This window comes from Virgibacillus sp. M23, from assembly GCF_034190895.1.
In the GTDB taxonomy this organism is placed as follows: Bacteria; Bacillota; Bacilli; order Bacillales; family Amphibacillaceae; genus Virgibacillus; species Virgibacillus salarius.
Window position 1 is genome coordinate 1 of the sequence record NZ_JAWDHA010000006.1, and the last position, 14,314, is coordinate 14,314.

Annotated in this window: 15 protein-coding genes and 1 riboswitch; of the genes, 8 read left to right on the forward strand and 7 right to left on the reverse strand. The window is 36.8% G+C overall.

The features are described from left to right. Positions 1-308: 308 nt before the first annotated feature. The 6 genes from crcB (RVS70_RS03455) to RVS70_RS03480 are packed head-to-tail and all read right to left on the reverse strand — an operon-like array spanning position 309 to position 4,080. On the reverse strand, positions 309-653 hold the full coding sequence (gene crcB / locus RVS70_RS03455; RefSeq protein WP_026681611.1) for a fluoride efflux transporter CrcB: 345 nt from the start codon (positions 651-653) through the stop codon (positions 309-311). Next, the gene (crcB, locus tag RVS70_RS03460; protein WP_051388332.1) at positions 650-1,048 is read right to left on the reverse strand and encodes a fluoride efflux transporter CrcB; all 399 of its coding nucleotides are present in this window, start codon (positions 1,046-1,048) and stop codon (positions 650-652) included. The genes crcB (RVS70_RS03455) and crcB (RVS70_RS03460) overlap by 4 nt, the downstream gene beginning before the upstream one ends. Next, a complete protein-coding gene (locus RVS70_RS03465; protein WP_026681609.1) occupies positions 1,027-1,446 on the reverse strand; it encodes a Fur family transcriptional regulator in 420 nt (139 codons plus the stop codon). The genes crcB (RVS70_RS03460) and RVS70_RS03465 overlap by 22 nt, the downstream gene beginning before the upstream one ends. Positions 1,447-1,456: 10 nt before the next feature. Further along, positions 1,457-2,293: a metal ABC transporter permease gene (locus RVS70_RS03470; RefSeq protein WP_026681608.1), complete on the reverse strand. Its 837-nt coding sequence runs from the start codon at positions 2,291-2,293 to the stop codon at positions 1,457-1,459. A gap of 17 nt (positions 2,294-2,310) precedes the next feature. Beyond that, positions 2,311-3,066 carry a metal ABC transporter ATP-binding protein gene (locus RVS70_RS03475; RefSeq protein ID WP_026681607.1) on the reverse strand — a complete coding sequence of 252 codons (756 nt, stop codon included), beginning with the start codon at positions 3,064-3,066 and terminating at the stop codon, positions 2,311-2,313. A gap of 51 nt (positions 3,067-3,117) precedes the next feature. Then, complete coding sequence (locus RVS70_RS03480) at positions 3,118-4,080, reverse strand: metal ABC transporter solute-binding protein, Zn/Mn family (RefSeq protein ID WP_205388778.1); 963 nt, start codon at positions 4,078-4,080, stop codon at positions 3,118-3,120. Positions 4,081-4,305: 225 nt separating this feature from the next. On the opposite strand from RVS70_RS03480, the gene RVS70_RS03485 reads away from it, so the two are divergent. The 4 genes from RVS70_RS03485 to RVS70_RS03500 all read left to right on the forward strand — a co-directional run bounded on the left by RVS70_RS03485 (position 4,306) and on the right by RVS70_RS03500 (position 11,035). Next, a complete protein-coding gene (locus RVS70_RS03485) occupies positions 4,306-5,226 on the forward strand; it encodes a proline dehydrogenase family protein (protein WP_026681605.1) in 921 nt (306 codons plus the stop codon). 349 nt (positions 5,227-5,575) lie between these two features. Continuing rightward, a complete protein-coding gene (locus RVS70_RS03490; protein ID WP_321132524.1) occupies positions 5,576-7,975 on the forward strand; it encodes a 3-hydroxyacyl-CoA dehydrogenase/enoyl-CoA hydratase family protein in 2,400 nt (799 codons plus the stop codon). 19 nt (positions 7,976-7,994) lie between these two features. After that, a complete protein-coding gene (locus RVS70_RS03495) occupies positions 7,995-9,170 on the forward strand; it encodes an acetyl-CoA C-acetyltransferase (RefSeq protein WP_321132526.1) in 1,176 nt (391 codons plus the stop codon). A gap of 80 nt (positions 9,171-9,250) precedes the next feature. Then, positions 9,251-11,035: an acyl-CoA dehydrogenase family protein gene (locus tag RVS70_RS03500; protein WP_026681602.1), complete on the forward strand. Its 1,785-nt coding sequence runs from the start codon at positions 9,251-9,253 to the stop codon at positions 11,033-11,035. A 384-nt stretch (positions 11,036-11,419) separates the two neighbouring features. On the opposite strand, the gene RVS70_RS03505 is transcribed toward RVS70_RS03500, so the two are convergent. Beyond that, positions 11,420-11,554: a hypothetical protein gene (locus tag RVS70_RS03505; protein ID WP_321132528.1), complete on the reverse strand. Its 135-nt coding sequence runs from the start codon at positions 11,552-11,554 to the stop codon at positions 11,420-11,422. A gap of 644 nt (positions 11,555-12,198) precedes the next feature. Between RVS70_RS03505 and RVS70_RS03510 the strand changes: the two genes are divergently transcribed. The 4 genes from RVS70_RS03510 (at position 12,199) to RVS70_RS03525 (ending at position 14,104) form a co-directional block, all read left to right on the forward strand. Next, positions 12,199-12,555 (forward strand): arsenate reductase family protein, encoded by a 357-nt coding sequence (locus RVS70_RS03510; RefSeq protein ID WP_121605612.1) that lies wholly within the window; start codon positions 12,199-12,201, stop codon positions 12,553-12,555. A 199-nt stretch (positions 12,556-12,754) separates the two neighbouring features. Further along, positions 12,755-13,138 (forward strand): glycine cleavage system protein GcvH, encoded by a 384-nt coding sequence (gene gcvH / locus RVS70_RS03515; protein ID WP_026681600.1) that lies wholly within the window; start codon positions 12,755-12,757, stop codon positions 13,136-13,138. Positions 13,139-13,365: 227 nt separating this feature from the next. Continuing rightward, a complete protein-coding gene (locus RVS70_RS03520; RefSeq protein ID WP_026681599.1) occupies positions 13,366-13,722 on the forward strand; it encodes a toprim domain-containing protein in 357 nt (118 codons plus the stop codon). 58 nt (positions 13,723-13,780) lie between these two features. Further along, positions 13,781-14,104, forward strand: a complete 324-nt coding sequence (locus RVS70_RS03525; protein WP_308035994.1) for a thioredoxin family protein — start codon at positions 13,781-13,783, stop codon at positions 14,102-14,104. A gap of 69 nt (positions 14,105-14,173) precedes the next feature. Continuing rightward, a riboswitch (SAM riboswitch) is annotated at positions 14,174-14,284 on the forward strand. Positions 14,285-14,314 lie beyond the last annotated feature (30 nt).

A 14,314-nucleotide genomic window follows, 5' to 3' on the forward strand; every position in this document is an offset into this window, starting at 1 on the left:
AAACCCCACGGAAAGGGAAGTGGGCAGCCGGAGTGGTGGTCAAGCAAGCAGTAGCTATTATTCCATAATAGCTACTAGAGGAAGCGTAAATCTGAGCATTTAGTGATAAGGACTGAGCGAATTTTGCCCGGTTTTTCTTATCTAGGAAATGATAAAATTAGCTCAAGTGGATAAATAGGGGCGTGTTCAGCTCCAGCGCCTAGAAACTAGGGGACTTCACGAATCGAATAACTGTAAGATATGAAAGTAAAAAAGGCCGACGCGCAAGTTTTTTAACGTATGGGCCAAATACCTGTTTTAACATAATCTTATAGAATATAAAAAATGCTAGCAACAGTTATAAATGATATGAGAAGCGAAGCAAACACATAACAAATCGCTAATTTGTATTCTTTGTTTTGGAGTAGCTTCATTGTTTCATTACCAAATGTTGAAAAGGTGGTATATGCTCCGCAGAATCCTACTCCAAATAGTAGCCACCAGAATTCAGAGATAAACTGGGTTATGTAAAAATGCCATAGTACGGCTAATAACATTGATCCTGTTATATTGGCTATCCATGTACCTATTAAACGTCTCGTAGTAAATAATGAAATCTGGTAACGTGCAATACTTCCTATAAATCCTCCTAGGGCAACTAATAGAAAATTCATACATTTCCCCTCTTTCTTCCAGTCAATGAGCTTTTAAACCCTAGGAAACAAAAGAAAAGACCACCAAGAACACTAATTATACAATAAAGAACAGCTAATAGCTGACTTTTATTCCATAGCTCTATGGTTTCCACTGAAAATGTAGAAAACGTCGTAAAGGAGCCTATTAAACCAACGCTTAATGACGCAAACATTGGAGGAGATAGAATTTTTTTCACTTTATCATTATGTAAGATATAGCTTAATATAAAGCATCCCATTAAATTTACACATAAAGTAGCAAAGGGAAACCCCTCTGCTATTATAATTAATGATATTAAGTAGCGAAACAAAGATCCCACTACGCCACCTAATCCAATTGCTAGGGAGTTCTTTACGTTAACGCTAGCTTGCATCCTGGACACCTTCCATAAATTTCAAACTTATGTCCTTCGATTGCATAGTCGGCTAAAGCTTGTTCCACTTCATCCATTGGACAAACTTTGATTTCCTTTGTTTTACCACAATCTTTACAAATAAAATGATGGTGGTGATGATGTGTGCAATTTATACGAAAATGTTTTTCACCATTTAATTCCGTCGTTTCTAGTATACCTATTTCATTATATAAATGGAGATTTCGATAAACTGTATCAAAGCTAATACCGTCATAGCTTGATTCTAAATACTGAATTAGATCTTTTGCTGTACGGTAGCCGTCTGCATCAGCGAAAAAGGATAGTATTTCTTTTCGTTTACCGGTTGTTTTATATCCTTTTTCCTTTAAAAGTTCGATAGCTTCATTAATATCCATTCAGCATCCCTCACTTTTTTATTGTATGTTTGAATCGCTTTATAAATATAGAAAGTAATAAAATAATAATGGAGACCATTACAATGGTTCCACCTGGAGGTATACTTAAATAATATCCAGATATTAATCCTATAATAACAGCTAGTTCACCAAATACAATAGATAAAAGTAACATTTGCTTAAATCCTTTTGCTAAACGCATACTTGCTGCTACTGGTAACGTCATTAGTGCAGAGACGAGTAAAACACCAACAATGCGGATGGATGCTGCAATGACAAGTGCTGTTAAAACAATAAAGAGCAGATGAATAGATTTAGCATGTAGACCTGATATTGTTGCGTGTTCTTCATCAAATGATAGGGTAAACAACTCTTTAAAAAACAAAGCAATTACAATCATTATAAACGCGGATATTCCAGCAATGGTATATAAATCATTTTTACTCACAGCAGAAACAGAACCAAATAAATAATTAAACAACTCGGTGTTAAAGCCGTCAGCAAGAGAAATGAAAATAACACTTAGACCAACACCACCGGAGAGAATAATTGGAATTGCTATTTCTTGATAGGCTTTATAAACACCTCTAAGCTTTTCTATAAAGATTGATCCAAAAACAGAGAAAGCCATCCCACTATACAAAGGACTTAGCATGATAGCAAATTTCTTTTCTAATAAAAGACCAAATGCTATCCCTGCTAGTGTAACATGAGATAATGCATCAGCTATTAAAGAAAGTCGTCTTACTACAATAAAAGTACCTAGTAATGGGGCAATAATGCCTATTAGTAGTCCTGTTAAAAATGTATGTCGTAAAAAATCAAATTCTAAAAAGTCGGCAATCATACTTCTTCCTCCAAAGGTTAATGATCGTGTGTAATGATATTTACATGATGGCCATGTAGACGAGATAAATCTGTATCTGTTAAAGCTTGATATTCTTCTGGATTCCCATGGAAATGCAGGGTTTTATTCAAACATACTATTTCAGTGGCATGCTTAGTCATGGTTCCTGTATCATGTGTAACCATTAACATGGTAATCTTTTTCTGACTATTTAATTGATATAATAATTCGTAAAATCGCTGCACATTTTCTTTATCGACGCCAACAGTTGGTTCATCAAGAATTAATAATTCAGGATCATTTACGAGTGCTCTAGCGATAAAAATACGTTGCTGTTGGCCACCGGACAGGTTGCCAATATTTTCATGTGTGTATGCTCCCATGCCAACCTGTGCAATCGCATCGATTATTTTTGCTTTATGCTTTCTAGTAAAGAATTTAAAATACCCGACTTTTGCAGTCAAGCCCATAGATACTACTTCAAACACCGTAGCAGGAAAACCTTTATTAAAGGAATTGGCTTTTTGTGAAACAAAGCCAATTTTATTCCAATCTGAAAAGTGTTCTAGTGATTGACCAAAAAGCTCAACGGAACCTGTATCTGGTTTTTGCAGGCCAAGAATGATCTTGATTAACGTTGTTTTCCCCCCACCATTAGGTCCGATTAGGCCCATAAACGAACCACGCGGAATAGCAAAATTGATATGATCGAGTACTTTTTTATTCTCATATGAAAAGTCAATGTCTTTCATTGTAACAATAGTCTCTGCCATATATTTACTCCTTTCCGAAATTCAACGAATGAGGCGCATGCTAAAAACGGCTCATTTCGTTACTGTATCTAGTGTTTGTAAATTTTGTCTCATTAATGACAGATAATCCTCTTTATTCGCTACATCCTCTTCCGTTAACACAGCTAAGTTATGAATGGTTACCGCTTCTGCTCCGATATGTTCTTGTATAATTTTAGATACTCGGTTGGAGGTATTTTGTTCAAAAATTAAATAATCAAGTTGATACTCATTTGCTTGTTCAATAATTTTTGTTAACTCCTTTTGGGATGGCTCACTGCTCGATGACAAACCATTAATGGAAATTTGTTCAAGGCCATAACGATCCTCCCAATACCCATACGCTGCATGAGAAACTAATATATGCTTATTCTCTTTATTAGTTAGTACCTGTTTAAACGCATTGTCCAATTCATATAGCTGAGATTCGAGGTTTGCAAAGTTCGTTTCATACAATTTTTGTTTATCTGGATTTAATGTAATGAGTTCATCTTTAATTAATTCGGCTAATTGCACCATTCGTAAAGGGTCTAACCAAATGTGAGGATCATGATCACCGTGATCGTGTCCGTCATGTGAGTGATCAGCATGTTTTTCATTATGGCTACTGTGCTCACCATCCACTTCAGTATGAAATAATGATTCCTGTTCTCCTAGTTCAATAAGGGCTACGTCTTCTGCAGAGAGCGCATCGGCTGCACTTTCAGCAAAACCCTCCATACCAGCGCCAAGGTAAATAAATGCGTTACTCTTTGCAATTTCCGTAATATCCTTGGAGGTGGGCTCATACGTGTGGGCATCTACTCCAGCAGGATAAACGGATTGAATATCAGCCGTATCTCCAGCTATTTGTTCAACAGCAAATTGAATGGGGTAGATTGAAGTATAGATGGTCAAATCCCCATTCTTCTTCGTAGATGCTTTATTAGAGGAACATCCAGTAAAGATGATTCCTACTATAATAATAGAAATAAGAACGATGTAAGACTTTTTCACGTTTTTGTTCCTCCCTGTTCAAATGTCTTCCATTATATTACCGTAATCATTACGAAATGTAAATAGGAATGATTACGATTGATTTAGCTGATTAGTAGTCCTTTCGAAATAATTTCGATATGAATGAATTATAGTAGGAAAAAATCATTTAAAAATGCTAAAATAACTTTATAATAAATGAGTAGAAAGAAAAATTAAATTTTTTAAAATATAGGGGGCGTGTAAGTGGAACAGCTAATGCGCAGCTTCTTCTTATTCTTATCAAAAAATAAATCGTTAACGAAATTAGCCAAAAGGTATGGTTTTAAATTTGGAGCTGGAAGATTTGTAGCTGGTGAAACCATTGAGCAGGCATCTCGAAAAATAAAGGGAATGAATGCAGCTGGATTTGTAGTAACGGTGGATCATTTAGGTGAATTTATTGATAATGAACAAGAAGCTAGAGAGTCTGCTAAGGAATGTGTCCACGCCATAACAGTGTTAGCTAAGGAAGAATTAAATGCTGAACTATCACTGAAGCTTACTTCAATTGGATTAGATATATCCAGAGAACTTGTCATGCAGAACATGCGAATGATTTTAGATGTGGCTAAACAGCATCAAGTTAACGTTACTATTGATATGGAGGATTTTGAACGGACTGAACAAACGTTACATATATTTAAAGAGCTTCGAAATGAATATAGTAATATTGGAACTGTACTACAGGCTTATTTATATCGAGTAGAAGCGGATATTGAAGAGTTAAACGCCTTTGATCCATACTTACGACTTGTGAAAGGAGCATATAAGGAGTCACATGAAGTAGCATTTCCAGAGAAAAAAGATGTTGACGAAAATTATAGGAAGATTATTAAATTAAACTTGCTTCAAGGCAATTATACTGCAATAGCAACCCATGACGAAGCTATTATTAACTATGTAAAACAATTAGAGCTAGAGTATCGTATTCCAAAAGAGCGCTTCGAATTCCAAATGCTTTATGGAATTCGGATTGATTTGCAAAAGGAGCTTTTAAACGAAGGATATACGATGCGTGTCTATGTCCCTTATGGAAGGGATTGGTATGGTTATAACATGCGACGACTTGCTGAACGTCCAGCGAATGTGATGTTTGTATTGAAAGGAATCGTAAATAAGAAATAGGATGGATATTGTCTTCATAATATTTACCTAGCATCATTAATTTACTTATATTAAAGCAGTACGGATACAGTTGATAAGTTCCAAACAAGTGAACATAACACTTGCTTTATCGATGCATATAACTGGTAGGAAGTACGTATAGTAGCTAAAGGCTTCCATTTAAGAAACCAAATAAGGAAATGATGAGGAGAGTAGCAACAACCGTGGTACGTGATAAAAATTTTTATAAATGGATTGCGAAAAATCTGTAAATACTTTATAGTTATAGATAAGTAGATAGGAAACTATCTTTTATTTTTCGAAGTAAAATGAATGAGTATTCATTCAAAAGGAGATTGGGGGATAAAGTATGAAGCAATCAATCAGGCGTGCAGCTGTTTTAGGGTCTGGTGTTATGGGATCTGGAATTGCTGCTCACTTGGCTAATGTTGGAATTCCTACATTAATGCTTGATATTGCACCAAAACAATTAACGAAAGATGAAGAACAAAAAGGTCTTACCTTGGATGATCGTGTTGTTCGGAATAGAATTGCAGCACAAAGTAAGCAAGCACTTCTAAAGCAGAAGCCATCACCACTTACTACGAGGCAGAGCCTCGACTTAATTGAAATTGGGAATATGGATGATGATATGGAGAGGCTTGCAGAGGTAGACTGGATTATTGAAGTTGTAGTTGAAAATCTGGACGTTAAGAAGAAAGTATTTGCAAATGTAGATAAATATCGAAAACAAGGTACGATTGTTACTTCGAACACTTCGGGTATATCCATTGAAGCAATGGCAAGTGATTGTTCAGTAGATTTTCGAAAGCGCTTTTTAGGAACACATTTTTTTAATCCACCACGCTATTTAAAGTTATTAGAAGTAATACCTACGAAGGATACCGATCCAGAAGTATTAGCATTTATGAAAGCGTTTGGAGAGAATGTGTTAGGTAAAGGAGTAGTGGAAGCAAAGGATACGCCTAATTTTATCGCTAACCGTATTGGCACCTATGGGTTGTTAGTAACGGTTCGTGAAATGCTAAGAGGAGGCTATAGTGTAGGAGAAGTGGATTCTGTTACAGGGCCAATGATTGGGCGACCGAAAAGTGCAACATTTCGAACCCTTGATGTCGTGGGGCTGGATACCTTCATTCATGTAGCGAAAAATGTGTATGACCAAGTTGAAGGTGAAGAGAAAGAAATATTTGATATACCTAACTTTGTCATGGAAATGAAGGAAAAAGGCTGGCTAGGTGCTAAGTCTGGTCAAGGATTCTTCTTTAAGAAAAAAGATAAAAGTGGCAGTACAATTTATGAATTAAATCCAGAAACACTAGAATATGAGAATCGCAAAAAACTTAAAACAGCTGCTACTGAAATGGCGAAGCAGGAAAAAGGGTCTCGTCGGAAATTGAAAACGCTTATATCGAATAAAGGAGATCGTGCAGGTGATCTCGTATGGTCCATTCTGAAGCCGGTTTTCATTTATTCTGCAGAGCTTACTGGAGAGATTGCAGATGATATTGTAGCAGTCGATGAGGCTATGAGATGGGGATTCGGATGGGAAATAGGACCATTTGAAACATGGGATGCAATTGGTTTGCGAAAATCAGTGGAGCGAATGCAAGCTGAAGGCGAACGTATTCCTGAATGGGTATTACAATTATTAGCAGATGGAAATGAAACATTCTATAAAACAGATAATGGCAATGTTTATTATTATGACGAAGGTACGTATAAACAACAGAAGTTTAATAAAAAGGAAATTAATCTAAAGCGATTTAAAGATGTGAATGGCATCATAAAAAAGAATGTCGGAGCTAGTTTCATAGATCTTGGAGATGGAGTAGCGGGATTAGAGTTCCATTCACAAAGTAATGCTATAGGCCTTGATATTATCCAAATGGTTAATTATGCACTGGAAGAGGTTAGTAAGAATTATGAAGGACTAGTTATTGGGAATCAAGGGAAAAATTTCTGTGTTGGAGCTAACTTAGGAATGATGCTGATGGAAGCACAAGACGATAATTTCTTTGAACTGGATATGGTTATTCGTCAATTTCAAAATATGGCAATGGCCATCAAGTATGCTGATAAACCAGTAGTAACTGCTCCGTTTAATATGACACTTGGTGGCGGTGCAGAAGTATCTCTACCAGCTGCATCCATACAAGCATCAGCTGAAACCTATATGGGGTTAGTTGAGTTTGGAGTTGGGTTAATACCAGGTGGCGGAGGAACAAAGGAGCTATATCTGAAGCAACTTCGAAATATGCCAAAAGGGATTCATTTCGACTTAACAAAAGTGGCAAATGACGTATTTGAAAAAGTTGCTATGGCTAAAGTATCAACTTCGGCTGCCGAAGCTCGTGATAATGGCTACTTGGATCAAAGAGACAAAATTAGTGTTAATCCTGATCATCTTTTATATGATGCGAAGGAAAATGTGTTAGCTCTTGCGAAGTCTGGTTACCGAGCACCAATACGTGAAAAGATTCCGGTTGTAGGTGATCCTGGCTATGCAGCAATGCTTTTGGGAGTTAAGTCATTACAGCTCAGTGGGTATGCATCAGAACATGATGTTAAGATTGCAGAAAAGCTAGCATATGTTTTATCTGGTGGAAGGATCAAAGAAGGAACAAAGATTGATGAGCAGGTCATGCTTGATCTAGAAAGAGAAGCATTTTTAAGTTTAATCGGAGAGCCCAAAACACAACAACGGATGCAGCACATGCTAGTAAAAGGGAAACCATTACGTAATTAATGAAAAAGGGGGAAACATTGTGAAGGAAGCAGTCATTGTTGCAGGTGCAAGGACCCCTGTAGGAAAAGCAAAAAAAGGATCGCTTGCCAATTCTAGACCGGATGATTTGGCAGCGATAACAATAAAGGAAACCTTAAAACGAGCAGGGGATTACGATGGAAATATCGATGATGTCATAATTGGCTGTGCAATGCCTGAAGCAGAACAGGGAATGAATATGGCGCGTAATATCGCTGGGCTTGCAGGCCTGAAGCATGACGTACCAGGGATTACAATTAATCGCTACTGTTCCTCGGGATTACAAAGTATAGCGTATGCAGCTGAACGAATTATGGTAGGTGCTAGTGACACGATAATAGCTGGTGGAGCAGAATCAATGAGTCTAATCCCGATGGCTGGCCATGTCATTAAGCCTAATACAAAGCTTGTTCAGGATGCACCGGGTTACTATATGGGAATGGGCCATACAGCCGAAGAAGTAGCAAATCGTTTCAACATCTCCAGAGAAGATCAGGATGCGCTTGCTGTTCGTAGTCATGAGCATGCAGGGAAAGCGCTAAAAGAAGGAAAGTTTAAGGATGAAATTGTTCCAGTAGAAGTTATTCACCGTTTTATTAACGCCAAGCATAAGCCAGAAGAAAAGCAAATAACGTTTTCGATGGATGAAGGTGTGCGTGAAGGAACTTCAATGGATATTCTAAATAAATTGAAGCCAGCTTTTCATGTGCAGGGAACCGTTACAGCAGGCAATTCATCACAAATGAGTGATGGTGCAGCATCAGTACTTGTAATGGACCGTGAGAAAGCGGAAGCAGAAGGATTAAAACCCATTGTTAAATTTCGATCATTTGCAGTAGCTGGAGTAGAGCCGGAAATTATGGGGGTAGGTCCAGTAAAAGCCATTCCTAAAGCATTAAAAATTGCTGGACTTGAATTATCTGATATTGGTTTATTTGAATTAAATGAAGCATTTGCTTCACAGTCAGTTCGAGTAATTGAAGCATTGGGTTTAGATATCGATAAAGTGAATGTAAACGGTGGAGCGATTGCTTTAGGGCATCCACTAGGAATGACTGGTACAAAGCTAACGTTAAGTTTAATGCATGAAATGAAGAGACAGCAAATACAATATGGAGTTGTAACGATGTGTATAGGTGGCGGAATGGGAGCCGCTGGAGTATTTGAACTAATTTGAACTACTCGATGACTAGGAAACGATTAATTTAAGATAATCACATCGGTATTTCAGAAAAAATAAAGAAGGGATAGATGAAAATGAGTGAAACGAAGGAGAAGGTGTTTAAAGGTGGCGGTTTTTTAGTAGAAGATTTATCGAGTGATGATGTAATAACACCGGAAGATTTTACAGAAGAACATAAGATGATTGCAAAAACGACAGAAGAATTCGTATCCGGTGAAGTCCTTCCGAAATTAGAGAATTTGGAGAATCATGAGTTTGAACATTCCGTAGATTTATTAAAGAAAGCAGGAGAATTAGGATTACTTGGAGCCGATGTTCCGGAAGAGTATGGCGGGTTAGGATTAGATAAAATTAGTTCGTCGCTAATTACAGAGAAATTTTCACGCGCTGGTGGTTTTTCTGTAACACATGGTGCCCATGTCGGCATCGGTTCTTTACCAATTGTTTTCTTTGGAAACGAACAACAAAAACAAACCTATTTACCTAAACTGGCAACTGGAGAATTGTTAGCTGCATATGCATTGACAGAGCCTAGCTCTGGTTCCGATGCGCTCGGTGCAAAAACAACAGCAAAATTAAATGAAGCCGGAACACACTATATACTAAATGGTGAAAAGCAATGGATCACCAATTCAGCCTTTGCAGATGTATTTGTTGTATACGCAAAAATTGATGGTGAGCACTTTTCAGCGTTTATTGTGGAAAGGGACTTTCCAGGTGTATCTACCGGACCGGAAGAAAAGAAAATGGGGATAAAGAGTTCCTCTACGCGTACATTAATCTTGGAAGATGCTGAAGTTCCAGTAGAAAATTTATTAGGAGAAAAGGGACGTGGCCATATTATAGCGTTCAATATTTTAAATGTAGGGCGTTATAAGCTAGCTATTGGCGGAGTTGGTGGTTCAAAGAGAGCGCTGGAATTAGCTGTAAAATATGTGAATGAGCGTAAGCAATTTAATACACCAATCTCCAGCTTCTCTTTAACACAAGAAAAACTAGCTACGATTGCTGCAGAGACGTATGCGAATGAAAGCTCTGTTTACCGAACCGTCGGATTGTTCGAACAGCGTATGGGAGCTTTAACACAAGAACAATTAAATGATGGTAGAGAAGTGGCACGAGCTATAGCAGAGTATCAGATTGAATGTTCCATGAATAAATATACGTGTACGGAATTACTAGATTATGCGGCAGATGAAGCAGTTCAAATGCATGGTGGATATGGATTTATGCAAGAATATGAAGTGGAACGTATCTATCGTGACTCGCGAATAAATCGTATTTTTGAGGGAACTAACGAAATTAATCGTTTACTCGTTCCAGGCACGCTATTGAAAAAGGCGATGAAAGGCGAGCTACCACTTCTTCAAAAAGCACAGGCACTCCAAGAAGAGCTGATGATGCTTATGCCGGAAGAGGTAGGTACTGAAACACTTGAGCAAGAAAAGCATCTACTGAAAAATGCGAAGAAAATTGTCTTACTTGGTGCAGGGCTTGCAGCTCAAAAATATATGCAAAAAATAGAAAAAGAACAAGAAATATTAGTGAATTTAGCAGATATGGTAGCTGAGGTTTACAATATGGAAGCTGCTATTCTACGTACTGAAAAGGCAATTAAAAAAGATGGAGAAGCAAAGCATAAACAAAAGCTACTCTATACGCAAGTATTCGTACAAGAAGCATTTAATCGTATAGAAGCTGATGCAAAAGAAACATTAATTGCTGTAGAAGAAGGAGATACACTAAGAATGATGTTATCTTCATTACGGAAGCTAACTCGCCATACGCCTACAAATGTAATTGCCAAGAAACGAGAAATAGCAAAGCAAATTATTAAAGAAGAAAAATATGTGTTGTAATATATCATGCTGAGACAACAGCCCATTAAATGAACGAAACATCGACACTAAGACAAAAGAATGAAGAAACAATTAAAAACGAACGATGTGGTACCACCCCCCCTGAAGTTAGAGTGAAAAACTAATTTCAGGGGGGTTTTGTGGCTAAATATAGTGAAGAATATAAAGTGAAGGTTGTGAACTACTAAGGCTAGAGAATGCCTACTTAAAAAAGCTAAAAGCTTTTCGGGAGAATCCGAATGCCTTCTACGAAAAGCACAGGCAAAGGTGGCATTCGAACTCAAAGAAGAAGGATTCCGATTAAAAGATATTTTTCTTGTTGTGGGTATTCCTGAAGCTACCTATCACTATCATGTAAAAAACATGTAAGAAGGCACATATACTTCAGAAATCTTCCGGCATTATCTTCTTCAATCGTTGTACAAAACCTGATTCTCGAGCAACATTGCGAAGTTCAGAAATAGATAAAATATCGAGCACACGCTTTACAAACGAGTCAAAATGATATTGCTTAGCCATACGTAATCCCTCCAAATTATTCCATTTATAATGTCAGAATAACGAATAACTTTTTAGGTTTTAAAATATCCTGCTTAACTTGACGGCTATGTGCTATGCCCGCGGAAAGAGCGTATAGTTTCACGGTGCGGCGATGATATCTCTATTGATAACATGATTATTCGCATTTTGAGTAAAGAAGTTGTGTTTTGTCCTTGCCTCAGTGTTTCGTTTGGTTTGTATTAATTTGAAATTCCGCCTTCACCCACTTTATTTTGCATAAGTTAAAGAGTTCGATATCATCTCTAATTTAGTTATAACTTTATCGTAGATCCCTCATAAACAATCAGTTCATTTTTGTTTTTGGTTGGTGAATTACAATATGATGAAAGGGGCGATGTTCTAGTGTCTAATTGCAGAGAGGATGGCGGAGACGCCTGTGGGAATAGCATGAGCGAAAGATCTCGCAGGTAGTAAACATAAGATACGGAAAAAGTTGACTCTGGGACCATGGCAAGCCTTCGACAGGAACCAATTTTTCAATGTTAACCAGAGACATGACTTTCGAATCAGACCATCACTTTTTATAGGTCAACATTTTAGTCGAATTTACATCTGCTATTTTGCTATAATAAATCTATACTAGATTACAAAGGAGTGTCTACATGGCAGTCACCGTTTATTGGTATCCAAATTGTGGTACATGCAAAAAAGCAAAGAAATGGTTGGATGATCATCAGGTTAAATATCAGTTAATTCATATTGTTGAATCTCCACCGAAAAAAGAAGAATTATTAGATCTGTTTGATAAAAGTGAGCTTCCTGCCAAAAAGTTTTTTAATACAAGCGGAAAAAAATATCGAGAACTAAATATCAAGGATAAAATAAAAGATGCATCTGATGAAGAGATGGCAACAATATTAGCCACCGATGGCATGCTAATTAAGCGTCCAATTGTCGCAGATGACTCAAAAGTAACAGTCGGTTTTAAAGAGGAGATGTTTGAAAATACGTGGCTTTAATTTCTCTTTGAACAGAGCATGTTTAGGATAGACTTACGTAAAATAACAGACATAAAGAAACGTCCAAAATAAGACATGTATTTATGGACTTTTGGAAAAAACCGTATGAACAAATAATATGAAAAGTTAAAAAGAAATACTGGATAATTGCGCGTATACCTTGTATAGTAAAAGTGAATTACATATTGGAGGGGATAGTTTGAGCGTACCTAAAGAATTATTATACTCAAAAGAACATGAATGGGTAAAAAAAGAAGATGGAAAAGTTCGTATTGGGATTACTGATTTTGCTCAGGATGAATTAGGAGATATTGTGTTCGTAGAGCTCCCTGAACCTGGTGATGAATTAGAAGTAAATGAACCATTTGGTAGTGTAGAATCAGTGAAAACAGTTTCTGAATTATATGCTCCAATTAGCGGTAAGGTTATTGAAGTGAATGAAGAGCTAGAGGATAGCCCTGAATTCGTAAATGAATCTCCTTACGAGAAAGCTTGGATGGTCGTGATTGAACCATCTGAAGAGACAGAGCTTGATGATTTATTATCTGCTGATGCATATGATGAGATCGTAAATCAAGACTAATTGCATATCAGAAAAATAAATGGCTGATAAACAACCTTTGGTTGGAATCAGCCATGTTTTTACAGCTATACTAATTGCTCAACATTACGAATTGGACGTATCACTAAATAACTACATTTCATCATATAATAAAGGAAACTCACATTTCGAAAAGACAACTACTGATAACATAGTAGAAGTGAGCGATATTAAAACCTTCCGCTTGATTTACTGAGGAGTGCTATGTGATGATAACTGACGAATTAGAAAAAATTATTATCGTAGAAGGCTTAACAGATAAAAAGCAAATTAGAAAGGTTATTACTGACGATGTAACGATTATATGTACGAATGGAACATTAGGTGTTGAACGATTCGATCAAATGTTAGAGGATTACGCATTAGATGATAAAGACGTCTACATTTTAGTAGATGAGGATGAATCAGGCCAAAAACTGCGAAAGCAATTGGCAAGAGAACTACCACATGCAGAACACATCTATGTTAGTAGTGAATATCGAGAAGTGGCAACAACTCCTGAAAATATTTTAGCTCAAGTATTAGTGAGTAAACGAATCGCTGTTAATCCGATTTTCTTAATCTAAACAAGGTGTAAAAGTAATGGGTAGGACTTAGCAAGCACTATGAATTAGTTTAAATAAGGTGATATGTTTGCAACAAATTACAGCCGAACTTTTGAAAAGAGACCACTACCTTCTTTATATATTTACTCCTTTTTGTGGTACGTGCAATTTAGCAAGGTCCATGCTAAAGAAAATTGAGTCTGTACATCAAGAAGACATTTTTTATGAGATGAATGCATCCTTGTATCCAGAATTTATGCAGGATAATCAAATAGAAAGTGTACCGTGTCTTGTTGTTAAGAAGGATAATCGAATTGTAGAAAAAGTGTACGCATTTCATTCCATACCTAATATTTATCGATATTTATTAGATTATAAGCCGGAAATGTTTAAGAATAGTTAGCTGAAAATCGTTGACATTGTTTATACAGCATGCTAATATATCTTTTATCGTAATTAAATAGTTGAAAAACTCTTATCTTGAGCGGTGGAGGGACTGGCCCTATGAAACCGCGGCAACCTTCAAGCTATCATGCTTGAAAGGTGCTAATTCCTGCAAAGCCTAGGCTTTGATAGATGAGGGGACGAAAAGGCAAACAAACGTCTTTCTGTT